This window comes from Rhabdaerophilum calidifontis, assembly GCF_008641065.1.
Lineage (GTDB): Bacteria > Pseudomonadota > Alphaproteobacteria > Rhizobiales > Beijerinckiaceae > Rhabdaerophilum > Rhabdaerophilum calidifontis.
The window spans coordinates 577,761-602,553 of sequence record NZ_VTRS01000001.1; the positions used below are offsets into that span (position 1 = coordinate 577,761).

The following is a 24,793-nucleotide window of genomic DNA, read 5'->3' on the forward strand; positions in this document are numbered from 1 at the left end:
TCTCATGCCGCTTGACATTGTTCAATTTTGAACTTTATATGTTCATAATTGAACATTCTATGAGATCGCCAGCATGACACAGGCAGTGCTGAAGGTCATCCGTCCCCTGGTGCGGTTCGGCAGCGCCCTTGCGCCCGGTGCCGCAGGGCGGGCGGCGTTCCGATTGTTCTGCACGCCGCTCGGCCATGCGCCGGTGCGGGACGACAACCCCGCCATCCGGCAGGCGCGGGCGCTGTTTGCGGAGGGGCGCACGGCGCATATCCCCTACGAGCATGGTTTCGTGCGGGTTACCCGGTTCGAGCCCGCTCGCCCGGCTCTCGGCGCGGTGCTGGTCCTGCATGGCTGGACCGGCCAGGGGCTGCACATGGCGGGTTTCGTCCGGCCGCTGCTGGCAGAAGGCTTCCGCGTCGCGGTGATGGATCTGCCGGCGCATGGCGGCTCCTCCGGGCGGCGGCTGACCTTTCCGCGCGCGATCGCGGCGATCCACGCCGCGATGCGCGACGAGATCGGGCCGGGCGGTGCGCCGCTCGCGGGGATGATCGGCCATTCCTTCGGCGGCGCCATCGCCCTGGTGGCGGCCGCCGCCGGGGTCGCAGGCCTGCCCCCGGTGCCGGTGCGGCGGCTGGTGACGATCGCCGCGCCGATGGGCATGGCGCATTACGGCCGGCACTTCGCCGAGACGATCGGGCTGACGCGGCGCGGCCATGCGGCATTCGAGGCCGCGGTGCAGGCGCTGACGGGCCGGCCGATGGCAAGCTTCTCCGGTGTCGATGCCCTGCGCCTCACCCAGATCCCGACCTTGGTGATGCATGCGCCGGACGACAAGGAAATCCCCTTCGCGGAGGCCGAGGCGCTGGCCGCGGCCGGGCCGCGGGTCGTGCTGCGGGCGATGCCGGGGCTCGGCCATCGCCGCATTCTCGGGGCCGAGGCGGTGCATTCGGCCGCCGCCGCCTTTCTCGCGCGCGGCGCGGTGGGACTTGCGGCCGGCTAGAGCCAGCCCTGCAATTCGCGGCGGACGACGGTTTCGATCACGTCGATTCCCGCATCGCCGGCATTGAGCGCCGGGACATAGGTGAAGTGCTCGCCGCCGTGATGGGTGAAGATTTCGCGGTTCTCGACATCGAGTTCCTCGAGCGTTTCGAGGCAATCGGCCGAGAAGCCGGGCGCGACGAGTGCGAGGCGCCGGATGCCGGATTTCGCGAGCGCCGCCACGGTCTCGTCGGTATAGGGCTGGAGCCAGGGATCATTGCCGAACCGCGACTGGAAGGTGACGCGGAAACGCTCCTGCGGCCATTGCAGCGCCTCGCGCAGCAGGCGCCCGGTCTTCTGGCATTCGCAATGATAGGGGTCGCCCTTCTCGAGATATTTCTGCGGCATGCCGTGGAAGGTCGCGACCAGCACCTCCGGCTCCCAGGTGAGCGTCGCGAGATGGGCACGGATCGAGGCCGCGAGCGCCGCGATATAGGCCGGCTCGTCGGCATAGGCGGGAGCGACGCGGATATAGGGCTGCCAGCGCATCGCCATCAGCGCCCGGAAGGCCTGGTCGCAGGCGGTGGCGGTGGTCGCCGCCGCATATTGCGGATAAAGCGGCACCAGGAGGATCCGGTCGCAGCCCTCGGCGCGCAGTGCCTCGATCCGGCTTTTGGTGGACGGGTTCTGGTAGCGCATCGCGAAATCGACCAGGATGCGCGGGTCGTCGGCAAGGCGGGCGGCGAGCCTCTCGGCCTGGGCGCGGGTGATGGTCTTGAGCGGTCCTTCGTTCTGTTCGTTGTTCCAGATCGAGGCGTAATCCTTGCCTTTCCGGCCCGGACGCGTGGTGAGAATGATGAGATTGAGCAGCGGCCACCAGAGCAGGCGCGGCACCTCGATCACGCGGCGATCGGAGAGGAATTCCTTGAGGTAGCGCCGCATCGACCAGTAATCGGTGGCATCCGGCGTGCCGAGATTGAGCAGCAGGACGCCGATCCTGCCCTTTCGCACGGGAGGATGGCCCTCGGGCAGGCGGATGGCCCGCATCGCGGGGGCATCGGCACCGGCGGGGGGGACGGGAGGGGGGACAAGCGTGTTCATAATGGTTCAAATAACGCGCCGTCGCGGTTTGTTAAGCGCGAAACGGCCGGGCGCGGCGATTTCCGGCGCGGCCTTGCGACGCGCCGCCGCTTGCCGATCGCGGGGCGGCGTGGTTCGATCGATTCCAGAATGACGGGAGGCGGTCATGGGCGGCATCGACAGGCGTGACATGTTCCGGATCGCGGTCGCGGGCGGGGTGGCGGGTGCTGCGATCCTCGCCGCGAGCCCCGAGGAGGCGCTGGCTCAGGCGGCCCGCCAGGGCGCGGCGCCGACCTTCCGGCTGCTGCTCGTCAACGACATCTACAAGATGGCCGAGGTTGGCGGGAAGATGGCCGAGGTTGGCGGGAAGGGCGGGTTCGCCCGCCTCGCCGCGATCGCCAAGGCCGAGCGCGCGGGCGGCGTGCCGGTGCTCTACGCGCATGCCGGGGACATGTATTCGCCGTCGCTGATGAGCGGCTTCGATCAGGGCGCGCATACGGTCGAACTGCTCAATGTCGAGCCGCCGGATGTGTTCGTGCCCGGCAATCATGAATTCGATTTCGGCAAGGAGGTCTATCTGAAGCGCCGGGCCGAATCGAAAGCGCTGTTCCTTGCCGCCAATCTGCGCGACGCGGATGGCGCGCCCCTGCCGGGGCACGAGGACCGGCGGATCTTCGAGCTCGGGCCGGTCAAGGTCGGGGTGTTCGGCGTCGCGCTCGCCAACACGCCGCTGATGTCCTCCGCCGCCGGGTTCCGCTTCACCGACGAGATGGCGGCCGTGCGCGACCAGGCCAAGGCGCTGCGCGCGGCGGGGGCGGATCTCGTCGTCGCGGTGACGCATACCGATTTCGCGCGCGATCTTGAAATCATGCGCTCGCGGCTGGTCGATGTGCTGCTGACCGGGCACGACCACGACCTGCGCATCGCCTATGACAACCGCGTCGCCATGGTCGAATCCGGCGAGGAAGGCGAATACGTCACCGCGATCGATATCTATTGCATCATCGGCGAGCGCGACGGGAAGCGCCAGGTGAGCTGGCGTCCGGCCTTCCGGCCGATCGATTCGGCGCAGGTGACCCCGGACCCGGCGGCACTGGCGATCGTCCGCCGCTACGAGGCCGAACTCTCGCGCGAGCTCGACGTGCCGCTCGGCACGACCGCGCTGCCGCTCGACAGCCGCTCCGCCACCGTGCGCAGCCAGGAGGCGGCGATCGGCAACCTGATCGCCGACGCGATCCGCGCATCGACTGGGGCGGACGCGGCGATCATCAATGGCGGCGGCATCCGCGCCAACCGGCAATATGCCGCCGGCGCGACCATCACCCGCCGCGACGTGCTTTCGGAACTGCCCTTCGGCAACTCGACCGTGCTGGTCGAGATCACGGGCAAGGATATCCGCGACGCGCTCGAGAACGGCGTGAGCCAGGTGGACAACCGCGCCGGGCGCTTTCCGCAGGTCTCGGGGCTGGCCTTCACCTATGATCCGAAGGCGGCGCCCGGCAGCCGGGTACTCTCGGTCGAGATCGGCGGCAAGCCGCTCGACCATGCCGCGACCTACAAGGTCGCCTCGAACGAGTTCATGTTCGCGGGCGGCGACGGCTATGCCGCCTTGGCGCGCGGCCGGACGCTGATCGGCCGCACCGATGGCGCGCTGATGGCCAATGTCGTCATGGTGCATATCCGCAAGCTCGGCACCGTCGAGGTGAAGGTCGAGGGGCGGATCGTCGCGAAGTGACGCTCAGCCCGAAGTGACGCTCAGCCCACGGGCCGCTCGTCGGCGATCACCCGGCCGTCATTCGGCAGGCTGCCCATCGGGTGCAGTTCCACCGCGCCCTTGAGGCCGGTCACCCGACGCAGCGCGGCGCCCAGCGCCTCCGCGAGTTCGGGCGCAAAACTCTCGCTCTCCGCGCGCAGCAGCATCGCGTCCTGCTCGGCCTCGCGCGTCACCACCAGCCGCAGCCGGCCGAGCCCGGCATGTTCGCGCGCGATCTCGGCGATCTGCGCCGGATCGACGAACATGCCCTTGACCTTGGTGCGCTGGTCCGCGCGGCCCAGCCAGCCCGCAAGACGCTGGTTGGTGCGGCCGCAGGGCGAGCGGCCGGGCAGGATGCGCGAGAGATCGCCGGTGCCGAAGCGCAGCAGCGGGTAATCGCGGTTGAGGCGCGTCACCACAACCTCGCCGACCTCGCCTTCCGGCAAGGGTTCGCCGGTGCCGGGCCGGACGATCTCGACGATGATGCCCTCGTTGACGACGAGCCCCTCGCGTGCCGCGGTCTCGTAGGCGACGATGCCGAGATCGGCGGTCGCATAGGCCTGATAGGCGTCGATGCCGCGCCCGGCCACCCATTGCTGGAGGCTCGGCGGGAAGGCGGCGCCCGAGACGAGCGCCTTGCGGAGCGAGAGCGCCGGCTTGCCGGCCTCCTCGGCCTTTTCGAGGATGATCTTGAGGAAATCCGGCGTGCCGGCATAGCCGTTCGGCTTCAGCGCCGCGATCGCCTCGATCTGCATCTCGGTCTGGCCCGGTCCGGCCGGGATCACGGCGCAGCCGAGTGCATGGGCGCCGGATTCCATGATATGCGCGCCGGGGGTGAAATGGTAGCTGAAGGTGTTGAGCAGGATGTCGCCCTTCTGGAACCCGGCGGCCGCGAGCGCCCGCGCACAGCCCCACCAATCCGCGGCATAGCCTTCGGGGTCGAAGATCGGGCCGGGCGACATCAGGAGCCGTTTCAGTCCACCCGGTGCCGTGGTCGCGAGCCCGGCAAAGGGCGGGGCCACGCGTTGCATGCCGAGCAATTCGCTCTTGCGCAGCACGGGAATGGCGGCGAGCGCGGCACGGTCCGTCAGGCTGGCGATGTCGATGCCGGCAAGCTGGCGCGCCAGCGCCGGCGTCGCCGGCGCCGCCCAGGCGAGAAGATCGCGCAGGTCGGCCAGCAGCGCGATTTCGCGCTGTTCGGGATCGCGGGTTTCCGCCGCGTCGAAATGCTCGCTCATCGTTCCTCCCGGTCCGTTTTGGGGGCTTCCTGGTCGGATCAGGCCGGAATCCTGGCGCTTTCCAGGAACCGCGCCATCCGCGCCAGCGCCCTCTCGATATTCTCCAGCGAATTGGCGTAGGAGAGCCGGATATAGCCCTCGCCATGGATGCCGAAATCGGGGCCGCCGATCGTCGCCACGCCCGCCTCTTCCAGCAGCGCCGCGGCGAGCACCTTCGCCCGGAACCCGGTCGCCTTGATGTTAGGATAGGCGTAGAACGCGCCTCTCGGTGTCAGGCAGGTGACATTCGGCAATGCGTTGAGCCCGGCGACCAGCGCCCTGCGGCGCCGGTCGAATTCCTCGACCATGGCGCGGACGTCGTCCTGTGGGCCCTCGAGCGCGGCGATGCCCGCCCATTGCGCCGGCGCATTGACGCAGGAATAGGAATTCACCGCAAGCTTGCGCGCCGCTTCGTAAGCGCCTTCCGGCCAGATCGACCAGCCCATCCGCCAGCCCGTCATCGCATAGGTCTTCGACCAGCCGTTGAGCAGGATCAGCCGGTCGCGGATCTCGGGATAGGCGAGGAGCGTCACATGCACCGCGCCGTCATAGGTCATCTGGTCGTAGATCTCGTCCGACATCAGCGCGACGCGGGGGAAGCGCGCGAGGCCGGCCACCAGCGCGTCGATCTCGGCCTTCGGGGTCACGCCGCCGGTGGGGTTGGCGGGCGAATTGATGATGAGCAGGCGCGTGCGCGGGGTGATGAGCGACAGCGTCTCCTCTGCCGAGAAGGCGAAGCCGTTCTCCTCGCGGATCGGCACCGGAACCGGTGTGGCGCCGGTGAACTCGATCATCGAGCGGTAGATCGGGAAGCCGGGATCCGGGTAGAGAATCTCGACGCCGGGCCGGCCGAACATCAGGATCGCCATGAACATCGTCACCTTGCCGCCCGGAACGATCATCACCCGCTCCGGCGAGACCGAGACGCCGTAACGGCGATGGACATCCGCCGCGACCGCCTCGCGGCAGGCCAGGATGCCGGTCGCCGGCGTGTAGCCGTGATGGCCGTCGCGCAGCGCCTTCACCGCCGCCTCGACGATATGCGGCGGGGTGGGAAAATCCGGCTGGCCGATGCCGAGATTGACGATATCGCGGCCCTGGCGCTGCAATTCCGTGGCGCGGGCGAGCACGGCGAAGGCGTTCTCCTCGCCGATGCGGGCGAAGGCGGGCACGATATCGAGCATGAAGGATCCCCGGCACGCTGCGTTGGGCGCCGGCGCACTTGCCGCCGGCGCGTTCGATTTTCGCTTGCACGATGGGGCATGGCGGCGCGAAGATCAACGCAAGGTCGCCGCCGCCGCGCCACATGCGGATCAGCCGGCGACCGGAGGAACGCCCGCCCGTCCCGGGATCGCGATCCCGGAAAGGCGGCCAGAGGAACGACAGGGATAATCCCGTGACCCGCAAGCCGACCAAAGCCCAGATCGCGCGCCTGCGCTCGCGCGACTGGTTCGACAACCCGTCCAATCCCGACATGACCGCGCTCTACCTCGAGCGCTATCTCAATTTCGGCCTGACGCGCGCGGAACTGCAATCCGGCAAGCCGATCATCGGCATCGCGCAGACGGGATCGGATCTCTCGCCCTGCAACCGGCACCATATCGTGCTGGCGGAGCGCATCCGCGAGGGCATCCGCGAGGCGGGCGGCATCGCCATGGAATTTCCGGTCCACCCGATCCAGGAGACCGGCAAGCGGCCGACGGCCACGCTCGACCGCAACCTCGCCTATCTCGGCCTTGTCGAGATCCTCTACGGCTACCCGATCGATGGCGTGGTGCTGACCACCGGCTGCGACAAGACCACCCCCGCCTGCCTGATGGCGGCGGCGACGGTCGATATCCCGGCGATCTCGCTCAATTCCGGGCCGATGCTGAACGGCTATTTCAAGGGGGAGCGCACCGGATCGGGCACGATCGTCTGGAAGGCGCGCAACATGATGGCCGCCGGCGAGATCAATTACGAGCAGTTCGTGGATCTCGTCGCCTCCTCGGCGCCCTCGACCGGGCATTGCAACACGATGGGCACCGCCTCGACGATGAATAGCCTCGCCGAGGCGCTGGGCATGAGCCTGCCCGGCTCGGCCTCGATCCCCGCGCCCTATCGCGAGCGCCAGCAGGCCGCCTACGAGACCGGCAAGCGCATCGTCGAGATGGTGTGGGAGGATCTCCGCCCCTCGAAGATCATGACGCGGCAGGCATTCGAGAACGCCATCCGGATCAATTCCGCAATCGGCGGCTCGACCAACGCGCCGATCCATCTCAACGCCATCGCCCGGCATCTCGGAATCGCGCTCGACAACGACGATTGGGAGCGGCTCGGCTACGAGATCCCGCTGCTCGTCAATCTCCAACCGGCCGGCGAGTATCTCGCCGAGGAATATCACCGCGCGGGCGGGGTGCCGGCGGTTGCGGCGGAACTCATTGCCAGGGGGCTGATCCATGAAGGGGCGATGACGGTCAACGGCCGCAGCTTCGGCGACAACAATCGCGGCCGGTTCTCGGGGGATCGCGCGGTGATCAAGCCGTTCGATGCGCCGCTCAAGGCCAAGGCCGGCTTCCTCAACCTCAAGGGCAACCTGTTCGACAGCGCGATCATGAAGACGAGCGTGATCACGGAGGAATTCCGGACGCGTTATCTCGAAAACCCGAAGGATCCCAACGCGTTCGAGGGCACCGCCTTCGTGTTCGACGGGCCGGAGGATTATCATGCCCGGATCGATGATCCGGCGCTGGGGATGGGCGCGGACGCGATCCTCGTCATGCGCGGCACCGGGCCGATCGGCTATCCCGGCGCGGCGGAGGTCGTGAACATGCGCCCGCCGGCCTACCTGATCAAGAAGGGCATCACGGCGCTGCCCTGCATCGGCGATGGCCGGCAATCGGGCACGTCCGGCTCGCCTTCGATCCTCAACGCCACGCCGGAGGCCGCGGCCGGCGGCGGGCTCGCGGTGCTCAGGACCGGGGATCGGGTGCGGATCGACCTCAATACGCGCTCCGCCGATATTCTCATCGCCAAGGCGGAATATGACCGGCGCCGCGCCGAACTCCAGGCGCATGGCGGCTACAAGGTGCCGAAGAGCCAATCGCCGTGGCAGGAGATCCAGCGCAAGATGACGGACGGTCTCGCCCAGGGCATGGTGTTGAAGCCGGCAGTGAAATATCGCCGCATCGTGCGCACCCACGGAACGCCGCGGGACAACCACTGAACGCGGCTGCGGTCGATCGTTCAACCGGAACGGAGCCTCTCCATGATCAGCCAGTCCGTCGACGCGGCGTCGGCGCGCATTGTCCGGGCGGGAATCGTCCGGCTGACGGACGCAGCCCTGCGTTTTCTCGCACGGCTTCTGCGGCACCTCATCCTCGCGAGAACGCGCCCGTGACCGATCTCGCCCATTGGACGCCGCGAGACCGGCCGGCACGCATGCCGCTGCAGGGCCGCTATTGCCGGCTCGAACCGCTCGACCCCGCGCGGCATGGCGACGACCTCTTCGCGGCCTCGATGGCGCCGGGTGCCGAGGAACGGCACCGCTACCTGTTCGAGACGCCGATGGAACGCGGCGATTTCCAAGCCTGGCTCGAAACCCGCGCCGCGAGCGAGGATCCCCTGTTCTTCGCGGTGATCGACGCCGAGACCGGGCGCTGCGAGGGCCGGCAGACCCTGATGCGGATCGACACGATCCATGGCGTGATCGAGATCGGCTCGATCCTCTGGGGACCGGCGATCGCCCGCTCGCGCGTCGCCACCGAGGCGCTCTACCTCTTCGCCGCCTATGTCTTCGACGATCTCGGCTATCGGCGCTTCGAGTGGAAATGCAATAGTGCCAACGCCCCTTCCAAGCGTGCGGCGGCGCGGTTCGGCTTCACCTATGAGGGCTTGTTCCGCCAGCACATGGTGGCGAAGGGCGCGAACCGCGACACCGCCTGGTTCTCCATCATCGACAGCGAATGGCCGATGCTGAAAGCGGCCTACGAAACCTGGCTTTCCCCTGCGAATTTCGACGCGGCGGGCCGGCAGAAGCGCACGCTCGCGGCGTGCCGGGCGGAATTGGACCTCAGAACCGGAGATCGGGCATGGCAGGACGTTTGAAAGGGAAGATTGCGGTCGTCACGGCGGCGGGCGCGGGGATCGGGCAGGCCATCGCGGCGGCCTTCGCGGCCGAGGGCGCCACGGTCTGGGCGACCGATATCAACCGCGAGGCGCTCGACGCGCTCGCCCGCGTGAAGCGGGTGAAGCTCGACGTTCTTTCAGACCGGCAGGTGGCGAAATTCGCCGAGAAGGTCGGCGGGATCGATATCCTCGCCAATTGCGCCGGCTATGTGCATCACGGCACGATCCTCGAAACCGACGACAAGGCCTGGGATTTTTCCTTCGATCTCAACGTCAAATCCATGCATCGGATGACGAAGGCGCTGCTTCCCGGCATGCTGGCGCGCGGCGGCGGCTCGGTGATCAACATCGCCTCCGGCGCGTCCTCGGTGAAGGGCGCGCCGAACCGCTATGTCTACGGCGCCACCAAGGCGGCGGTGATCGGGCTGACCAAGGGGCTGGCGATCGATTTCATCCAGAAGGGCATCCGCGCCAACGCGATCTGCCCCGGCACCATCCAGTCGCCCTCGCTCGACAGCCGCATCGAGGCGCTCGCGAAATCCTCCGGCAAGAGCCTTCAGGAGGTGCGGGACGCCTTCATCGCCCGCCAGCCGATGGGGCGCCTCGGCACCGCCGAGGAGGTGGCCATGCTTGCGGTCTATCTCGGTTCGGACGAATCGAAATTCACGAGCGGCGCGATCCATATGGTCGATGGCGGCTGGAGCCTGTGACGCGCGCCCGTGATGCCGCGCGCGCCGGGCTTCTCCGGCGGTTCGCGCAAGGGAGGGATGCATGAACATTCTGATTCTCGGCGCGGCCGGCATGGTCGGCCGCAAGCTTGGCGAGCGGCTCGCGAGGGACGGGCATCTCGGCGGCGTGGCGATCACGCGGGTGGTGCTGCAGGATGTGGTGATGCCGGCGGCCCCGGCCGCCGCGCCGTTCCCGGTTGAATGCGGTGCCGCCGATTTCGCTGCGCCCGGCGCGGCGGCGGCGCTCGTCGCCGCGCGCCCGGATGTGATCTTCCATCTTGCGGCCATCGTCTCGGGCGAGGCGGAAGCCGATTTCGACAAGGGCTACCGGATCAATCTCGACGGGACGCGGCTGCTCTTCGACGCGATCCGCGCGGTTGGCGACGGTTACCGCCCGCGCGTGGTCTTCACCTCCTCGATCGCGGTCTTCGGCGCGCCGTTCCCGGAGGCGATCGGCGACGACTTCTTCACGACGCCGCTGACGAGCTACGGCACGCAGAAGGCCATCGGCGAATTGCTGCTTGCCGATTACACGCGCCGCGGCATTTTCGACGGGATCGGCATCCGCCTGCCGACCATCTGCGTGCGGCCGGGCGCGCCGAACAAGGCGGCTTCGGGCTTCTTCTCGAATATCTGCCGCGAGCCGCTCGCGGGGAAGGAAGCGGTGCTGCCGGTTGACGAAGATGTCATGCACTGGCATGCGAGCCCGCGTGCCGCGATCGGCTTCCTCCTCCATGCCGCGACAATCGACGGGGCGCGGGTTGGGCCGCGCCGCAACCTCACCATGCCGGGTCTTGCCTGCACGGTCGGCGAGCAGATCGCGGCGCTGCGGCGCATCGGCGGGGACAAGGTCGTGCGCCGCATCCGCCGCGAGCCGGATGCCTTGATCCAGCGAATCGTCGCCGGCTGGCCGCGAAAATTCGATGCGCGGCGGGCAACGGAACTCGGTTTCGTTGCCGAGGCGAGCTTCGACGAGATTCTCCGCGTGCATGTGAAGGACGAACTCGGCGGCGTGATCGCCTGAGCGTTTGCCGCGCGCGGGGCGCGGAGAACGGGGCGCGGTTCAACCTATCGGCGGCCAGGGGGTTTCCGGTACCGGCGTGAGCGGCCCACGTCCCTCGGCGAAGCTTGCGATATTGTCGACCACGAGCTGGCCCATCTTGTTGCGCGTGTAATGCGAGGCCGAGCCGACATGCGGGAGCAGCACCACGTTCTCCAGGCCGAACAGCGCCTCCGGCACGCGCGGCTCGTCCTCGAAGACATCGAGCCCGGCCGCACCCAGTTTGCCGCTTCGCAGCAATTCCACCATCGCGGGTTCGTCCACCAGCGTGCCGCGCGCGACATTGATCAGCGTGCCGGCGGGGCCGAGCGCCTCCATCACCGCGCGGCTCACGATGCGGCGTGTCGCCTCGCCGCCCGGTGCGATGACCATCAGGATATCGACATCGCGGGCCATCTCGACCAGCGAGGCGTAATAGCGGAAGGACACGTCCGGCTTCGGCGTGCGGCTGTGATAGGCGAGTTCTAGCCCGAAGGCCTGCGCGCGCGCGGCGATCGCCGAGCCGATGCGGCCAAGGCCCAGAATACCCATGGATTTCTCGCGCAGCGACCCGGTGAGCGGGAAGGCCCCATCGAGCCAGCGGCCGGCCCGGACATAGGCATCAGCCTGCGGCAGGCGGCGGATCGTGGCGATCAGCAACCCCATCGCCAGATCGGCGACCTCGTCGGTCAGCACGTCGGGCGTGTTGGTCACCACGATGCCATTCTGGCCGGCCCAGGCGGCGTCGATCCCGTCATAGCCGACGCCGAAATTGCCGACGATGCGGAGATTGGGGAAACGCCGCATGAAGGCCGAATCGATCCGGCCATGCCCGGCGCCGCCGACCAGCGCGCGGATCCGTGCGCCATGGGCGGCGATGAATGCCTCCTTGTCAGGCATCTCGTGAAGCTTGTGCACCGTGAACCTCGCCTCCAGCCCCTCGCGGATGAGCGGCATGACGGGGCCGGTGATCAGCACTTCGAAATCAGGCACGGGGCGACATCCTTGCGGCGGTTGGCGGCCATGATGCCGCGAGCCAGCGATTAGACCGCGCCCGCGCGCCGGATGCAATCGCCGGCGCGCTCACTCGTCGTCGTCGAGATCGCTATCGTCGTCGCCGAGCAGATCGGCGGAATCGGCGTTGGGGTCGACCTTCTCGCCGAGATGGCGCGAGATCTTCCGCAGGGCCTTGCGCAGGCGCTTGGCCTCTTTCGACTCGAACAGGGCGACGATCTCCTTCTCGAGATCCAGCGTCACGGCCTCGATATGCGCGAGCTTGTCGCGGCCGGCCTCGCTGAGGCGCACCCGAACCACCCGGCCATCGGCCGAGGCGGTCGCGCGTTCGACCAGTCCCTGCGCCGAAAGCCGCGCCACCGTCTTCGAGGCGGTGGGCGGTCGGACATGCAAGGTGCGCGAAAGATCACCCATGGTCATGCCGTCTGGGTTCTGGGCGAGAACCTGGAGGGCCTGTTCCTGGCCAGGGAAGAGGCCGATCTCCCCGAGCAGCATCGCCATTCTCGTCCGGTGCAGCCGGGCCGACAGCATGAGCTGGAACCCGACCGATTTCCGCGCTGGATGCTTCACGCGATATCCCCCGCCGATTCGCGTTGCCTCGGCGGCCATGTCTGAACGGCCGACCGATCATTCTTGGACGCTGGTTCGTCGGCCCGGCCGTGCTACAAGCGGCACAATCGTCCCGGCGGCGATGCCCGGCGCGAAGCCAGCCACCACAGTTTGATGACGCTACAATGACACCAAAGCGGATCGCCGTCGATATTGCCGGCATGACCTGCGCGGCCTGTGCCCAGCGGATCGAAAAGGTGCTGAGCCGGCGCGAGGAAATCGCCGAGGCGGCTGTCGATCTCGCGCGGGACCGGGCGATGATCCTCCCGCGGCCCGGCATCGCGCCGGAGGCGGCGTTGGCGGCGGCGATCGCCGCGATCGACGGCGCGGGCTATCGCGGGTTCGCGCGCGGCGGCACCGCCGCCGAGCGTCGGCTGAACCGGGCCCGGCGGGAGGCGGCCATGTGCGCCGAGCAGCGCTGGCTCCAGCTGCGCGCGGTGGTCGCGGCCGTTCTGGCGCTGCCATTCCTGATCGCGATGGTGATCGAGGCCTTGCGGGGCGAGCATGGGCTGATTCCGCCGCTCTGGCAGCTTGCCATGGCGCTGCCGGTGCAGCTCTTCTGCGCTTGGCCGCTCTATGCGCGGGCCTGGAGCGCCGTCCGCACCGGGGCATCGAACATGGATGTGCTCGTCGTGCTCGGCACGGGCACGGCATTCCTGCTCAGCCTGTGGCATGTGCTTGATGGTTCGGCGCATCACGATTCGCCGCTTTATTTCGAAGGTGCGGTGGCGGTGATCGCCTTCGTGCTGATCGGCAAGTTGATCGAGCGACGCGCCAAGCGCGAGGCCGGGGCGGCGCTGACAGCCTTGGCCGAATTGCTGCCGGATGCCGTGACGGTGCGATCACCGGAGGGCGAGCGGGTCGTCGCGCGCGCATCGCTCGCACCCGGTCAGCATGTCGTCGCCAAGCCGGGAACGATCCTGCCGGTCGACGGTCGTGTCGTCGAAGGCCACGCCTTCCTCGACGAATCGAGCCTGACCGGCGAGAGCGTGCCGGTGGTGCGCGGCGTGGGGGATGTGGTGCAGGCGGGCTCCGGGGTTTCAGGCGGGGCGCTGGTCGTCGCGGTCGAGGCGGTCGAGGACGAGACGCGGCTCGCGCGGCTTGCGCGGCTCATCGAGGATGCGGGCTTCGACGCGGCACCTGCGGCGAGCCTCGCGGACCGGATCTCCGCGATCTTCGTGCCGGCGATCATCGCGCTCGCGGTGATGACCTTTGCCGGCTGGGCGATCGCCGGAGCGGGCACCGAGCGCGCGCTGGTCGTGGCGGTTTCGGTGCTCGTTGTCGCCTGTCCCTGCGCGCTCGGGCTCGCGATGCCGATCGCGCTGGCGGCCGGCGCGGGCGCCGCCGGTCGGGCCGGGCTGATCCTCGCCGATCACGCCGCGCTCGAGGCCGGTGCCGGGCTCACCCATATCGCCTTCGACAAGACCGGCACGCTTACCACCGGGCGCCCGGATCTGGTTGCGATCGTTTCCGAGGGGATCGACGAGGCGGCGGCGCTGGCGGCGGCGGCGGCGCTTGCCGCGCGGTCCGACCATCCCATCGACAGCGCGATCGACGCCGCGGCGCGCAGGCGGGGGATCGCTGCGGGCGAACCGGTCGGGTTCCGTGCCGTTGCGGGGGGCGGATTGTCGGGGAGCGTCGGAGGTCGGGAGATCCGCCTCGGCGCGCGCGCCTTCATCGACCCGGACGGGCGGGAGGCGGCGCGGATCGCCGCCGCCGAGGCGCGGCTTGCGCCCGAGGTGCGGGTTTCGCCGGCGAGCTATCTTATGATCGACGGACGCTTCGCGGCGATCCTTGTCGTGGGTGACCCGCTCCGCGCCGGGATCGCCGCGGCGATGGATGCGATCCGCGCGGCGGGGCTCGTGCCCGTGATGCTCTCCGGCGACCGGCCGGAGGTCGTCCGCGCGATCGCGACGCCGCTCGGGATCGCCGATGCGCGCGGCGGTCTGAAACCGGAGGACAAGCTCGCCGCGCTCGAAGCGCTGCGGACTGGCGGCGCCTCGGTCGCCTTCGTCGGTGATGGGCTCAATGACGGGCCCGCCTTGCGCGCCGCCGATGTGGGAATCGCGATGGGATCGGGCACCGATGTCGCCAAGGGCGCGGCCTCGGTGGTGCTGGCGCGCCCGGATCCCGGCCTGGTCGCCATCTTCGTGCGCATCGCGCGGCGGACGCGGGCCGGCATCCGCGAGAACCTCCTGCTGGCTTTCCTGTTCAACGGGATCGCGATCCCGCTGGCGGTTGCCGGCAAATTGTCGCCGGCGCTGGCGGGGGCAGCCATGGCGCTTTCGTCGATCTCGGTTGCGCTCAACGCAATGCGGCTGGCGCGACCTCCACGTTAACGCTCTGGAAAGTCACAAAAATTTCATAGAAATTTTTTTCGGGGCGGAGCCCGGTTTTGCTTGCGCCGCATGGCGATCGGCCGTATACACCCTTTGCCCAATTTCGCACGTGCCTGTGGTTGCGTGTCGGTCGGCGGATCTCCGGACAAGAGGCCGGAAAAACGCCAGTCGTTGGGGAGCAGGAAGTTCGCTTCCGCCCTCCCAAGGAACGGACCGGCAGCCGGAGGCGAACCGGCGGCCCCGCCCGAAGCGGGTGACGCAGCTCAAAGCAACGACGGAGCGGGCTTTTTTGGTCTCAGCCGGGTTCCAAGTCCGGCGAACTGAAGAGGCTTGTCCATCTTGCCGGGCGTGCGGTTGGGGTTTCCCCTTCCAAACGATGGCTTCTCCTGCGGCGGCGTGAGTCTTTCGCGCGTCCTGACCTGAGGAGCGGCCACGGCGCAGCGTCATCGCCGCAACGGGTTCTCTCCGATCCCCGCGCGGCAGGATGCAGGATCGATCACGTGCTCGCGCCTCCACCGCGCGGGCCGCGCCCGGCCGGCATCCATCATGATCCATCGCCGATGCGGACGATCCGCGTGAAGGGGATGCTGCCATGACCGACCGTATCCGTGAATTCCTCCGTTCGCGCCGCGACGAGGGTCCGCGTCTCGTGATCGACCTCGATGTCGTGCGGGACAATTACAAGGCGTTCGCGCAGGCGATGCCGGACAGCCGCGTGTTCTATGCCGTGAAGGCGAACCCGGCGCCGGAAATCCTCGAGCTGCTCGCAAAGCTCGGCTCCTGCTTCGATACCGCCTCGATCGGCGAGATCGAGATGGCGCTTGCCGCCGGCGCTTCCGCCGACCGCATCTCCTTCGGCAACACGATCAAGAAGGAGCGCGACATCGCGCGTGCCTATGAGCGCGGCGTGCGGCTCTTCGCGGTCGATTGCGAGGCCGAGGTCGAGAAGATCGCGCGCTCGGCACCCGGTTCCAAGGTGTTCTGCCGCATCCTCTGCGATGGCGAGGGGGCGGAATGGCCGCTTTCGCGCAAGTTTGGCTGCGTGCCGGAAATGGCGCCGCGGGTGCTGGAGCACGCGCATCGCCTCGGCCTCGTCGCCCATGGCGTGTCCTTCCATGTCGGATCGCAGCAGCGCAATCCGCTGATGTGGAACCGCGCGCTCGCGAGCGCCGCGGCGATCTTCCGCGAGATGGCCGAGCGCGGCATTCCGCTCACCATGGTCAATCTCGGCGGCGGTTTCCCGACGAAATACCTGAAGGACATCCCGGCGGTGAAGGCCTATGGCCAGGCGATCCTCGCCGCCCTGCGCACGCATTTCGGCAACCGCATTCCGGAGACGATCATCGAGCCGGGCCGCGGCATGGTCGGCAATGCCGGGATCATCGAGGCCGAAGTCGTGCTCGTCTCGAAGAAGTCGGATGATCCCAACGAGATCCGCTGGGTCTATCTCGATATCGGCAAGTTCCACGGGCTTGCCGAGACGATGGACGAGGCGATCCGCTACCCGATCCGCACCCCGCGCGACGGCGATGATCTCGTGCCTTGCGTGCTTGCCGGGCCGACCTGCGATTCGGCCGACGTGATGTACGAGAAGGAGCCGTATCTGCTCCCCTTCAGCCTCGAGATCGGCGACAAGGTGCTGATCGAGGGCACGGGTGCCTATACGACCACCTATTCGTCGCGCGATTTCAACGGCATGTCGGGCCTGCGCCAGATCGTTATCTGATCCGGGCGCGCTTTCGGGCCGGCCCGGCCCGCGCTTCACCCCGTTCGGCGTGTGCGAGGCTTTTGCCCCGCGCATGGTGCGAGGGTTCTCTCACTCAGACCAGAGGGAACCACCTCCATGATCCATATTGACCAGGAAATGCTTTTCGATGTCGGCCAGCGCGAGGCGCTGCTCGACCGTGTCTTCGGTCCGAACCGGTTCGGCAAGACTTCCGAGCGCCTCCGCGAGGGGCGGTTGCCGGCCGAGGGGTTGGCGCTTGTCGCGCGGGTCGGCGAGCGGCTCGTCGGCACGCTGCGCCTCTGGCATGTCAATGCCGGCGGCGTGCCGGCGCTGATGCTCGGCCCGCTTGCGATCGACCCGCTGTTCCGCGGCGAGGGGCTCGGCACCCGGATGATGCGCGAAGCCCTTCAGCGCGCGGCGGCGCACGGGCACAGGGCGGTGATCCTCGTCGGCGATGCCCCCTATTACGGCCGGTTCGGCTTCTCGGCATCACTGACGGCGAAGCTCGAACTGCCGGGGCCGGTCGATCCGGCGCGGTTCCTCGCGCTCGAACTCGTGCCCGGCGCGCTGGCGGGCGCGCGCGGCCTGGTGCGGGCTACCGGCGCGGTGCCGCTTTTCCCGCGTGTCCGCGACGGCCATCGTCGCGCCGCCTGAGGCGCACCATCCCACGAACGAGGCTTGACCTTCCGGGCCGTGGCTTTCAAGAAGCCACGGCCCCTTCCCGTGAATTCCCTGACAGAAGGACGTTTCTCCGATGACCGACTGGCCCATCCACGGCACCATTTCCGGTCCCATCGTCATGGTCGGCTTCGGCTCGATCGGGCGGGGCACGCTGCCGCTGATCGAACGGCACTTTGCGTTCGATCGCTCGCGATTCGTCGTCATCGATCCGGACGATTCCGATCGCCGCCTGCTCGACGAGCGCGGCATCCGCTTCATCCATGCGGCCGTCACGCGCGAGAATTACCGCGATCTGCTCGGGCCGCTGCTGACGGCCGGCGGCGGGCAGGGCTTCTGCGTCAATCTCTCGGTCGACACCTCTTCGCTCGACATCATGGAATATTGCCGCGAGATCGGCGCGCTTTACATCGATACGGTCGTCGAGCCCTGGCTCGGGTTCTACTGGGACACGTCGGCCGGGCCGGCGGCGCGCTCCAATTACGCGCTGCGCGAGACCGTGCTCGCCGCCAAGCGGAAGAATCCCGGCGGCACCACGGCCGTCTCGTGCTGCGGCGCCAATCCCGGCATGGTCTCGTGGTTCGTCAAGCAGGCGCTCGTCAACATCGCCTCGGATCTCGGCCTTCAGTTCGACGAGCCGACGACGCGCGAGGGCTGGGCACGGCTCATGGCGGAGGCCGGTGTCAAGGGCGTGCATATCGCCGAGCGCGACACACAGCGTGCCCGAAACCCTAAGCCGGCGAATGTTTTCGTCAACACCTGGTCGGTGGAAGGATTCCTCTCCGAGGGGCAGCAGCCGGCCGAACTCGGCTGGGGCACGCACGAGACCTGGATGCCGGAGAACGGCCGTACGCATGACAGCGGCTGCGGTGCCGCGATCTATCTGCTCCAGCCCGGCGCGAATACCCGCGTGCGCACCTGGTGCCCGACGCTCGGCGCGCAATACGGTTTCCTCGTGACGCATAACGAGTCGATCTCGATCGCGGATTACTTCACGCTGCGCGACGCGAACGGCACGCCGATCTTCCGGCCGACCTGCCATTACGCCTATCACCCCGCAAACGACGCGGTGCTCTCGCTGCACGAGATGTTCGGCAATGGCGGGAATATCCAGCCCGAGCACCACATTCTCGACGAGCACGAGATCGTCGACGGGATCGACGAACTCGGCGTGCTGGTCTACGGCCACCGGAACAACGCCTATTGGTATGGCTCGCAGCTTTCCATCGAGGAAACGCGGCGGCTCGCCCCCTATCAGAACGCAACCGGGATGCAGGTGACCTCGGCCGTGCTCGCCGGCATGGTCTGGGCGCTCGAGAACCCGGATCGCGGCATCGTCGAGGCCGACGAGATGGATTACAAGCGCTGCCTCGCGGTTCAGCTGCCCTATCTCGGCCCGGTGCGCGGCTTCTACACCGATTGGAACCCGACCAAGGATCGCGAGAAGCTGTTCCCGGAGGATGTGGACTACACCGATCCGTGGCAGTTCCGGAACGTGCTGGTGCGGTAAAGCGAGGCGGGCGGCCTAGAGCCGCCTCTGCATCATCAGTTCGGTGATGCTGCGGCCATCGGGCAGGCGGAGGTAATCCTCCTCCTCGCCATAGATTTCGAAGCCGAGGCTCAGATACAAACGCTTCGCCGGCTCATTATGGGCGGCGACCTGCAACTTCAGCCAGGCGAAGCCGAGCGCGCGGGCGGTCTCGATCGCCTGTGCAACCATCGGCCGCGCGACGCCGCGGCCCCGTGCCTCCGGCGCGACATAGACCGACCAGAGTTCGCATTTGTGCTTCGTCTTGGCGCCGGTCGCGACATGGTTCGCGACCAGGCAATGCCCGACAAGCCGCCCTTCCGGCATGAAGGCGCCGATCACATGCGCCTGTTCGATCCGCTCCACGAACACCGCGAGCGGCTTGTCCCAATCCGCGACCGAGGACGTGAAGGCGTCGGGATGATCGGTCAGACCGCGCAGCCGCAATTCCTTGAAGCTTGAAGCATCGGCGGGAACAAGGCGGCGGATGAGCGGGGCGGGCGTGGCGGTTTCGGGCATCACGGGGCGGATATGGCTCTGGGCGTTTCGGGCGGGATCGACGGGGATCGCCGGGTCAGGACGCTCCGCCCTAGGGGGCGGGGATGACAAGCCGGTGACAGCCGCAACCGGCTCAGAGATGGCGCAGCGCCGCGGCGATGTCCGCCTCCCCGATCTCTGCGATCGGCTTCCTGACCTTCGCCGCAACGGTCGGCTCGCCGGCGCGCATCACCAGGATGAAGGTTTCAAGGCCGGGGCAGGCGGGGTCCGCGCACTCGACCTCGGAAATGGTGAGATCGAGCCCCGGCGGATCGCCGAGCGCGGCTGCGGCCCATGCGCGGATCCGCGCCAGCGCGGCCGCGTCGCGCGGCGGCTTCCTGCGGAAGGGGTTGACAAAGCCCGCCATGTGCCCGTCACACCGGCAGCGTCAGCAACCCGCCGCCGCCGGCTTCCGAGGCGAAGGCGAGGCGCGTGCCGTCGCCATCCCAGCCCAGCGCCGAGATCGGGCTGCCATCCCCGCCGGCGCGGACCAGCAGTTCGGAGGCATCGGTGAGGCGCACAAGCAGCACCCAGCCATCGGCATAGCCGATCGCCAGCACCAGCGCCTTCGGGTGGAAGGCGACGCGGGTGACTCGGGCCGGGCGGATGCCGCATTCGCGCGGCGCCTTGCCGGTCGGGCCGTCCTTGGCGAAGGGCCAGACGATCGCCCCTTCGGCGCCGGAGGTCGCGAGCCAGAGCCCGTCCTGCGACCAGGACAGCGAGCGCGTCTTCGCCGGATAGCCCGACATCCGCATATGCCCCTTGTCCGCCAGCCGCCAGCCATGAAGTTGGTTCTCCTGCATCGAGGTGATCAGGAAGCGGTTGTCGGGCGAGAAGGTCACGTCGAGATGCGAGCCCTTCCATGCGTAGCGTTCCGGCGGCGCCCCGGCGAGCGGGAACCAGGCGCTGGCGCCGTCGACATGGGCGATGGCCAGCCGGAACCCCTTGGGCGCGAAGGCAAGCCCCTGCGAGGAGGAGGGCAGGTCGAGCGTCTTGATGCGGCCCTTGCCGTCGCGCACGAAAGCTTTCCGCCCCGCACTCCAGGCGGCGGAATCGTCCGGACCGCACGCGACAGCGTCGATCCAGCGGCCTTTTTCCTCACCGAGGAGCCGGGTCGCGCCGTCGGGGCGGCTCTCGAAGACCCGTCCGTCATCGCCGCCGGTAAGGATTCGCGTCCTGTCCGCCGCGACGACGAGGATGCCGTCGGCATGCGGGCGGATCGCGGGGCGTTCGCGGCCGATATGGATGGTGCCGTCCGCGAGCACGAAACAGGGCGCGTCGCCGAGGAAGCCGGCATGGAGCACGTGCTGGTCGAAGGCGAGGGTGGTGACGCGATCAGCAAGCGTCTGGAGCGGCGCATTCATCGGCGGGTCTTCCCATGCTCTTCCGCGCGGCGCAAGGCTGCGCGGAAGAGCGGCCTCGTTCAGGCCGCGCAGGCGAGGAAGCCCTCGCGCAGCGCCTTCTCGTTGAGATCGCGGCCGATGAAGACGATGCGCGACACGCGCTTCTCATCCGGCTTCCAGTCGCGCTGGAGATCGCCGTCGAGAATCATGTGCACGCCCTGGAACACGAATCGCCTTGGTTCCTGCCGGAAAGCCAGGATGCCCTTGGAACGCAGGATGTTCGGCCCCTCCGCCTGCACAAGATCGTTGATCCAGGGCATGAATTTCTCGGGGTCCATCTCGCCTTCATGCGCGATGGCGACCGATTGCATGTCCTCGTCGTGGAAATGCTTCAGCCCGCCGTGATGGTGGTGGTGCTCGTGCGTGCAGCCGGGGCCGCATTCGTGATCGTGATCGTGGTCGTGGTGATGATCGTGCTCGGCGGATTCGAGGAAGGCCGGCTCGATCTCGAGGATGCGGTCGAGATCGAAGGCGCCCCGGTCGAGCACCTGATCGAGCGCGATGGCGCATTTCTGTGTCTTGTGCAGCGTGGCATAGGGGTTGATGGCGCGGATGCGCGCCTCGACCTCGCGCAGCTCGGCCGGCGTCACGAGATCGGTCTTGTTGAGCAGGATGACATCGGCAAAGGCGATCTGGTTCTTGGCTTCGGGCGCATCGCGCAGCCGGTCGCGCAGCCATTTCGCATCCGCCACCGTCACCACGGCGTCGAGGCGGGCCTTATCCTGCACATCCTGGTCGACGAAGAAGGTCTGGGCGACCGGCGCCGGATCGGCGAGGCCGGTCGTCTCGACGATGATGGCGTCGAACTTGCCGCGGCGCTTCATCAGCGTCTCGATGATCCGGATCAGATCCCCGCGCACCGTGCAGCAGATGCAGCCGTTGTTCATCTCGAACACTTCCTCGTCGGCGCCGACGACGAGGTCGTTGTCGATGCCGATCTCGCCGAATTCGTTGACGATCACGGCATATTTCTTGCCGTGCGGCTCGGAGAGGATGCGGTTGAGGAGCGTGGTCTTGCCGGCGCCGAGATAGCCGGTGAGCACGGTGACGGGGATCTTCTCGGACATCATTCAATCCTTCGGGCGGAGGCCCTGTTCAAGCGCAAGACGGTTGCGACCGCAAGGCCGCGCCCGGCTCATTCGCCGAGCGCGGCGCGGATCGCCTTGGCGTTGTGCCGCATCAGCGCGATATAGGTCGCCGCCGGGCCCTTTTCATCGGAGAGCGCGTCGGAATAGAGCGCCCCGCCGACGCGCGCGCCGGATTCGCGGGCGATCTGCTCGGCGAGACGCGGGCTCGTCATGGTTTCGATGAAGATTGCGGCGGCCTTGCGCTCCTTCGCGAGCTTGATCACGCGCGCTACGTCCTTGGCGGATGCCTCGCCCTCGGTCGAGAGCCCCTGCACGGCGACGAAGGTCACGTCCATGTCGCGGGCGAAATAGCCGAACGCATCGTGGGTGGTGATGATGACGCGCTTTTCGCGCGGCACGTCGGCGAAGAGCGCCGCGATTTCGGTCTTGAGCGTATCGAGTTGGGCGAGGTAATCGTGGGCGTTGCGCGCATAGATCTCGGCGCCGGCCGGGTCGGCTTTCGCCAGGCCGTCGCGGATATTGGCGACATAGACCTTCACCGCCTCGATCGATTGCCAGGCATGCGGATCGATCTTGCCATGGTCGTGCCCGTGCCCGTGCCGGTGTCCATGTCCGTGCTCATGGGCCGGCTTTTCCGCTTTCTCGAGCGTGCGGATGCCGGTGCTCGCGGTAACGATGTGGGCTTTCGTGCCGGAGGATTTGATCAGGCGTGGCATGAAGCTCTCGAAGCCGAGGCCGTTGATGACGACAAGCCGCGCCTCGCGGACGCTTTTCGCATCGGCCGGTTTCGCCTGGTAGACATGCGCATCCTGGTCCGGGCCGACCAGATTTGTCACCGCGACGCGCGCGCCGCCGACCTGCTTCACGAGATCGCCGAGGATCGAGAAGGAGGCAACGACCGGCAGCGGCTTGCCCGCCTCCTGGGCGCCGGCCGTGCCGAGCGGCAGCAGCGCCACGAGGACAAGCGCATGCCGCAGCATGCGACGCCTTGATGATATAACATTATATTTTGAAGTGAAGCGGGCACGGGTCAAGGTCATCCTGTCCTCCTGGAATGATCAGGCTTCGAGATGGCGCCGCGGCAGATAGCGCCGCAGCAGCCCCAGCGGGGCGAAGACGAGCGAGGCGAGGTAGAGCCCGCCGGCGACGAGAATGATCGCCGGGCCGGAGGCGAGGCCGGCGTGGAACGAGAGCAGCAGGCCGGCAATGTTGGCGATCAACGCCGCGAGCACCGCGATGCCGAGCATGGCGGCGACGTCGTCGCTCCAGAGCCGCGCCGTGCCGGCCGGCAGCATCATGATGCCGACGACGAGCAGCGTGCCGAGCGCGTGGAAACCCGCGACGAGATTGAGCACGACCAGCGCCAGGAAGCCGAGATGAAACAGCGGCCCCGCGCGGCTGACGCCGGCCGCGAAGCCGGGATCGAGACATTCCATCACCAGGCCGCGATAGCCGAGGGCCAGCAGGGCGAGCGTCACGCTGGCGACCGCGACGATCAGCACCAGCGTCGCGTCATCCAGGGCGAGGATCGAGCCGAACAGCAGCGCCAGCACGTCGATCTGTGCCCGGCTGGCGGAAACCAGCGTGACGCCGAGCGCCAGCGACATCAGGTAGAAGGCGGCAAGCGCCATGTCCTCCTTGACGAGCGTGGACCGCGCGACCAGCCCCGAGCCCAGCGCGACGCCGAACCCCGCCGCGAGCCCGCCGAGCGTCATCGCGCCGAGCGACAATCCGCCGAGAATGAAGCCGAGCGCCGCGCCGGGCAGGATCGCATGGGCCATGGCATCGCCGATCAGGCTCATCCGACGCAGCATCAGGAACACGCCGATCGGCGCGGCGCCGAGCGAGATTGCCAGCGAGCCGACCAGCGCGCGCGCCATGAACGGATATTCCGCGAAGGGGGTGATCACAACCTCGCCGAGCATCGCCGCCTCACGCCGCGCGGGTGCATTCGGGCGCGAAGCGGTCGAACGCCTCGGACATGGCCCGCGCCGCGGCGAGCCGCGACTCGGTGAGGATCGCGGGTGTCGGGCCCCAGCCCACGGGGTCGCGCGCCAGCAGCAGCGTTTTCGGGAAATGCGCGCGGATCAGCGGCAGATCATGGAGCACGGCCAGCACCGTCCGCCCCTCGCCATGCCAGCGATGGATGATCGCCACCAGATCCTCAGTGGTGCGGGCATCGATGGCGGTGAAGGGCTCGTCGAGCAGGATCAGGTCCGCGTCCTGCAGCATCAGCCGGGCGAAGAGCAGCCGCTGGAGCTGGCCGCCGGACAGGGTGCGGATCGATCGCGTTTCGAACCCGTGGAGTCCTACGGCTTCGATGGCGGCCCGCGCCGCCTCGCGCTCCGCCCTCGCCAGGCCGCCGAACATGCCGCGCCGACCGCAGAGTCCCGTCAGCGCGAGGTCCAGCACGGAAATCGGAAAATCGCGGGAGAGATCGGCGATCTGCGGCATGTAGGCAAGCCGCGCGGCGCGGTTCTCAATCCGGCCGCCGAGCGGCGCGAGCCGGCCGGCAATCGCCTTGAGCAATGTCGATTTGCCGCCGCCATTCGGGCCTGCGATCGCCATCAGCGCGCCCGGGGCGATTGCGCCGGTCAGGTGATGCACCGCCGGATGCCGGTCATAGCCCAGCGTCAGATCATGAAAGGCGAGCAGCGGCGCTGCGTCGCGCGCAGGGTCAGCCATGGTTGGTCACCCGCAGCGTCAGGAGCCAGAGCAGCGCGATCGCCGGCAGGACGAGCGCGAGCCGCGTCCAGCCGGAAAGAGCGATCAGCGACAGGGGTGGCGCCGAACGGCGCGGTCGGATCACGCGGGCATGGTCATGTCTATGGTGATCTTGGTCGTGGTGGTGATGATCGTGATCATGCACCGCATCGTGGCCCTGCACGGCGCCGTCGGGTTGAAGGGTGCGATGACGC

Annotated in this window: 23 protein-coding genes; 10 read left to right on the top strand and 13 right to left on the bottom strand. The window is 68.1% G+C overall.

The genetic code is table 11. The annotated features are described in order from the left end of the window. Nucleotides 1–73 precede the first annotated feature (73 nt). Nucleotides 74–991 (top strand): alpha/beta hydrolase, encoded by a 918-nt coding sequence (locus FWJ24_RS02790; protein WP_150286242.1) that lies wholly within the window; start codon nucleotides 74–76, stop codon nucleotides 989–991. Here FWJ24_RS02790 and hemH read toward each other — a convergent pair. After that, nucleotides 988–2,016 (bottom strand): ferrochelatase, encoded by a 1,029-nt coding sequence (gene hemH, locus FWJ24_RS02795; RefSeq protein WP_206110767.1) that lies wholly within the window; start codon nucleotides 2,014–2,016, stop codon nucleotides 988–990. The two genes, FWJ24_RS02790 and hemH, sit on opposite strands and share 4 nt — an antisense overlap. Before the next feature lie 199 nt (nucleotides 2,017–2,215). On the opposite strand from hemH, the gene FWJ24_RS02800 reads away from it, so the two are divergent. Continuing rightward, nucleotides 2,216–3,784: a bifunctional metallophosphatase/5'-nucleotidase gene (locus FWJ24_RS02800; protein ID WP_246155479.1), complete on the top strand. Its 1,569-nt coding sequence runs from the start codon at nucleotides 2,216–2,218 to the stop codon at nucleotides 3,782–3,784. 20 nt (nucleotides 3,785–3,804) lie between these two features. Here FWJ24_RS02800 and FWJ24_RS02805 read toward each other — a convergent pair whose 3' ends face one another. Together FWJ24_RS02805 and FWJ24_RS02810 are read right to left on the bottom strand one after the other, a co-directional pair. Further along, nucleotides 3,805–5,040: a phenylacetate--CoA ligase family protein gene (locus FWJ24_RS02805; protein WP_150286244.1), complete on the bottom strand. Its 1,236-nt coding sequence runs from the start codon at nucleotides 5,038–5,040 to the stop codon at nucleotides 3,805–3,807. Between the two features lie 38 nt (nucleotides 5,041–5,078). After that, nucleotides 5,079–6,263, bottom strand: coding sequence for a pyridoxal phosphate-dependent aminotransferase (locus FWJ24_RS02810; protein WP_150286245.1), 1,185 nt, complete (start codon nucleotides 6,261–6,263; stop codon nucleotides 5,079–5,081). Nucleotides 6,264–6,475: 212 nt separating this feature from the next. Between FWJ24_RS02810 and FWJ24_RS02815 the strand changes: the two genes are divergently transcribed. From FWJ24_RS02815 to denD, 4 genes are all read left to right on the top strand, one after another. Beyond that, on the top strand, nucleotides 6,476–8,284 hold the full coding sequence (locus tag FWJ24_RS02815) for an IlvD/Edd family dehydratase (protein WP_206110768.1): 1,809 nt from the start codon (nucleotides 6,476–6,478) through the stop codon (nucleotides 8,282–8,284). A 215-nt stretch (nucleotides 8,285–8,499) separates the two neighbouring features. Further along, on the top strand, nucleotides 8,500–9,165 hold the full coding sequence (locus FWJ24_RS02820; RefSeq protein WP_150286637.1) for a GNAT family N-acetyltransferase: 666 nt from the start codon (nucleotides 8,500–8,502) through the stop codon (nucleotides 9,163–9,165). After that, the gene (locus FWJ24_RS02825) at nucleotides 9,150–9,896 is read left to right on the top strand and encodes an SDR family oxidoreductase (RefSeq protein WP_150286247.1); all 747 of its coding nucleotides are present in this window, start codon (nucleotides 9,150–9,152) and stop codon (nucleotides 9,894–9,896) included. The genes FWJ24_RS02820 and FWJ24_RS02825 overlap by 16 nt, the downstream gene beginning before the upstream one ends. A gap of 61 nt (nucleotides 9,897–9,957) precedes the next feature. Then, a complete protein-coding gene (denD, locus tag FWJ24_RS02830; protein ID WP_150286248.1) occupies nucleotides 9,958–10,938 on the top strand; it encodes a D-erythronate dehydrogenase in 981 nt (326 codons plus the stop codon). Nucleotides 10,939–10,977: 39 nt separating this feature from the next. On the opposite strand, the gene FWJ24_RS02835 is transcribed toward denD, so the two are convergent. Together FWJ24_RS02835 and FWJ24_RS02840 are read right to left on the bottom strand one after the other, a co-directional pair. Beyond that, a complete protein-coding gene (locus FWJ24_RS02835; RefSeq protein ID WP_150286249.1) occupies nucleotides 10,978–11,946 on the bottom strand; it encodes a 2-hydroxyacid dehydrogenase in 969 nt (322 codons plus the stop codon). Between the two features lie 90 nt (nucleotides 11,947–12,036). Continuing rightward, nucleotides 12,037–12,537 carry a MarR family winged helix-turn-helix transcriptional regulator gene (locus tag FWJ24_RS02840; protein WP_150286250.1) on the bottom strand — a complete coding sequence of 167 codons (501 nt, stop codon included), beginning with the start codon at nucleotides 12,535–12,537 and terminating at the stop codon, nucleotides 12,037–12,039. A gap of 164 nt (nucleotides 12,538–12,701) precedes the next feature. Here FWJ24_RS02840 and FWJ24_RS02845 point away from each other — a divergent pair, with 164 nt between their 5' ends. From FWJ24_RS02845 to FWJ24_RS02860, 4 genes are all read left to right on the top strand, one after another. Further along, nucleotides 12,702–14,915 (top strand): heavy metal translocating P-type ATPase, encoded by a 2,214-nt coding sequence (locus tag FWJ24_RS02845; RefSeq protein ID WP_150286251.1) that lies wholly within the window; start codon nucleotides 12,702–12,704, stop codon nucleotides 14,913–14,915. 592 nt (nucleotides 14,916–15,507) lie between these two features. Next, complete coding sequence (locus FWJ24_RS02850) at nucleotides 15,508–16,641, top strand: type III PLP-dependent enzyme (protein ID WP_150286252.1); 1,134 nt, start codon at nucleotides 15,508–15,510, stop codon at nucleotides 16,639–16,641. A 117-nt stretch (nucleotides 16,642–16,758) separates the two neighbouring features. Then, on the top strand, nucleotides 16,759–17,295 hold the full coding sequence (locus tag FWJ24_RS02855; protein ID WP_150286253.1) for a GNAT family N-acetyltransferase: 537 nt from the start codon (nucleotides 16,759–16,761) through the stop codon (nucleotides 17,293–17,295). A 100-nt stretch (nucleotides 17,296–17,395) separates the two neighbouring features. Next, nucleotides 17,396–18,829, top strand: a complete 1,434-nt coding sequence (locus tag FWJ24_RS02860) for a homospermidine synthase (protein WP_150286254.1) — start codon at nucleotides 17,396–17,398, stop codon at nucleotides 18,827–18,829. Nucleotides 18,830–18,844: 15 nt separating this feature from the next. Here the strand turns inward: FWJ24_RS02860 and FWJ24_RS02865 are convergent, their stop codons facing one another. The 8 genes from FWJ24_RS02865 to FWJ24_RS02900 form a co-directional block, all read right to left on the bottom strand. Continuing rightward, the gene (locus FWJ24_RS02865; RefSeq protein WP_246155533.1) at nucleotides 18,845–19,366 is read right to left on the bottom strand and encodes a GNAT family N-acetyltransferase; all 522 of its coding nucleotides are present in this window, start codon (nucleotides 19,364–19,366) and stop codon (nucleotides 18,845–18,847) included. Nucleotides 19,367–19,478: 112 nt separating this feature from the next. Further along, nucleotides 19,479–19,751, bottom strand: a complete 273-nt coding sequence (locus tag FWJ24_RS02870) for a hypothetical protein (protein WP_150286256.1) — start codon at nucleotides 19,749–19,751, stop codon at nucleotides 19,479–19,481. Between the two features lie 7 nt (nucleotides 19,752–19,758). Continuing rightward, nucleotides 19,759–20,748 carry a WD40 repeat domain-containing protein gene (locus FWJ24_RS02875; protein ID WP_150286257.1) on the bottom strand — a complete coding sequence of 330 codons (990 nt, stop codon included), beginning with the start codon at nucleotides 20,746–20,748 and terminating at the stop codon, nucleotides 19,759–19,761. 59 nt (nucleotides 20,749–20,807) lie between these two features. Further along, nucleotides 20,808–21,854: a CobW family GTP-binding protein gene (locus FWJ24_RS02880; protein WP_150286258.1), complete on the bottom strand. Its 1,047-nt coding sequence runs from the start codon at nucleotides 21,852–21,854 to the stop codon at nucleotides 20,808–20,810. 68 nt (nucleotides 21,855–21,922) lie between these two features. Then, nucleotides 21,923–22,855 (bottom strand): metal ABC transporter solute-binding protein, Zn/Mn family, encoded by a 933-nt coding sequence (locus tag FWJ24_RS02885; protein ID WP_150286259.1) that lies wholly within the window; start codon nucleotides 22,853–22,855, stop codon nucleotides 21,923–21,925. Nucleotides 22,856–22,933: 78 nt separating this feature from the next. After that, a complete protein-coding gene (locus FWJ24_RS02890; RefSeq protein ID WP_150286260.1) occupies nucleotides 22,934–23,800 on the bottom strand; it encodes a metal ABC transporter permease in 867 nt (288 codons plus the stop codon). Nucleotides 23,801–23,807: 7 nt separating this feature from the next. After that, complete coding sequence (locus FWJ24_RS02895; protein WP_150286261.1) at nucleotides 23,808–24,560, bottom strand: metal ABC transporter ATP-binding protein; 753 nt, start codon at nucleotides 24,558–24,560, stop codon at nucleotides 23,808–23,810. Continuing rightward, nucleotides 24,553–24,762 (bottom strand): hypothetical protein, encoded by a 210-nt coding sequence (locus FWJ24_RS02900; protein WP_150286262.1) that lies wholly within the window; start codon nucleotides 24,760–24,762, stop codon nucleotides 24,553–24,555. The genes FWJ24_RS02895 and FWJ24_RS02900 overlap by 8 nt, the downstream gene beginning before the upstream one ends. Nucleotides 24,763–24,793 lie beyond the last annotated feature (31 nt).

Coding starts and splice junctions, on each gene's coding strand:
- FWJ24_RS02825 (WP_150286247.1), top strand. CDS start 9,150: ATGGCAGGACGTTTGAAAGGGAAGATTGCGGTCGTCACGGCGGCGGGC.
- FWJ24_RS02865 (WP_246155533.1), bottom strand. CDS start 19,366: ATGCCCGAAACCGCCACGCCCGCCCCGCTCATCCGCCGCCTTGTTCCC.
- FWJ24_RS02850 (WP_150286252.1), top strand. CDS start 15,508: ATGACCGACCGTATCCGTGAATTCCTCCGTTCGCGCCGCGACGAGGGT.
- FWJ24_RS02805 (WP_150286244.1), bottom strand. CDS start 5,040: ATGAGCGAGCATTTCGACGCGGCGGAAACCCGCGATCCCGAACAGCGC.
- denD (WP_150286248.1), top strand. CDS start 9,958: ATGAACATTCTGATTCTCGGCGCGGCCGGCATGGTCGGCCGCAAGCTT.
- FWJ24_RS02820 (WP_150286637.1), top strand. CDS start 8,500: ATGCCGCTGCAGGGCCGCTATTGCCGGCTCGAACCGCTCGACCCCGCG.
- FWJ24_RS02845 (WP_150286251.1), top strand. CDS start 12,702: ATGACACCAAAGCGGATCGCCGTCGATATTGCCGGCATGACCTGCGCG.
- FWJ24_RS02880 (WP_150286258.1), bottom strand. CDS start 21,854: ATGTCCGAGAAGATCCCCGTCACCGTGCTCACCGGCTATCTCGGCGCC.
- FWJ24_RS02810 (WP_150286245.1), bottom strand. CDS start 6,263: ATGCTCGATATCGTGCCCGCCTTCGCCCGCATCGGCGAGGAGAACGCC.
- FWJ24_RS02870 (WP_150286256.1), bottom strand. CDS start 19,751: ATGGCGGGCTTTGTCAACCCCTTCCGCAGGAAGCCGCCGCGCGACGCG.
- FWJ24_RS02895 (WP_150286261.1), bottom strand. CDS start 24,560: ATGGCTGACCCTGCGCGCGACGCAGCGCCGCTGCTCGCCTTTCATGAT.
- FWJ24_RS02885 (WP_150286259.1), bottom strand. CDS start 22,855: ATGCTGCGGCATGCGCTTGTCCTCGTGGCGCTGCTGCCGCTCGGCACG.
- FWJ24_RS02890 (WP_150286260.1), bottom strand. CDS start 23,800: ATGCTCGGCGAGGTTGTGATCACCCCCTTCGCGGAATATCCGTTCATG.
- FWJ24_RS02800 (WP_246155479.1), top strand. CDS start 2,216: ATGGGCGGCATCGACAGGCGTGACATGTTCCGGATCGCGGTCGCGGGC.
- FWJ24_RS02875 (WP_150286257.1), bottom strand. CDS start 20,748: ATGAATGCGCCGCTCCAGACGCTTGCTGATCGCGTCACCACCCTCGCC.
- FWJ24_RS02790 (WP_150286242.1), top strand. CDS start 74: ATGACACAGGCAGTGCTGAAGGTCATCCGTCCCCTGGTGCGGTTCGGC.
- hemH (WP_206110767.1), bottom strand. CDS start 2,016: ATGCGGGCCATCCGCCTGCCCGAGGGCCATCCTCCCGTGCGAAAGGGC.
- FWJ24_RS02860 (WP_150286254.1), top strand. CDS start 17,396: ATGACCGACTGGCCCATCCACGGCACCATTTCCGGTCCCATCGTCATG.
- FWJ24_RS02855 (WP_150286253.1), top strand. CDS start 16,759: ATGATCCATATTGACCAGGAAATGCTTTTCGATGTCGGCCAGCGCGAG.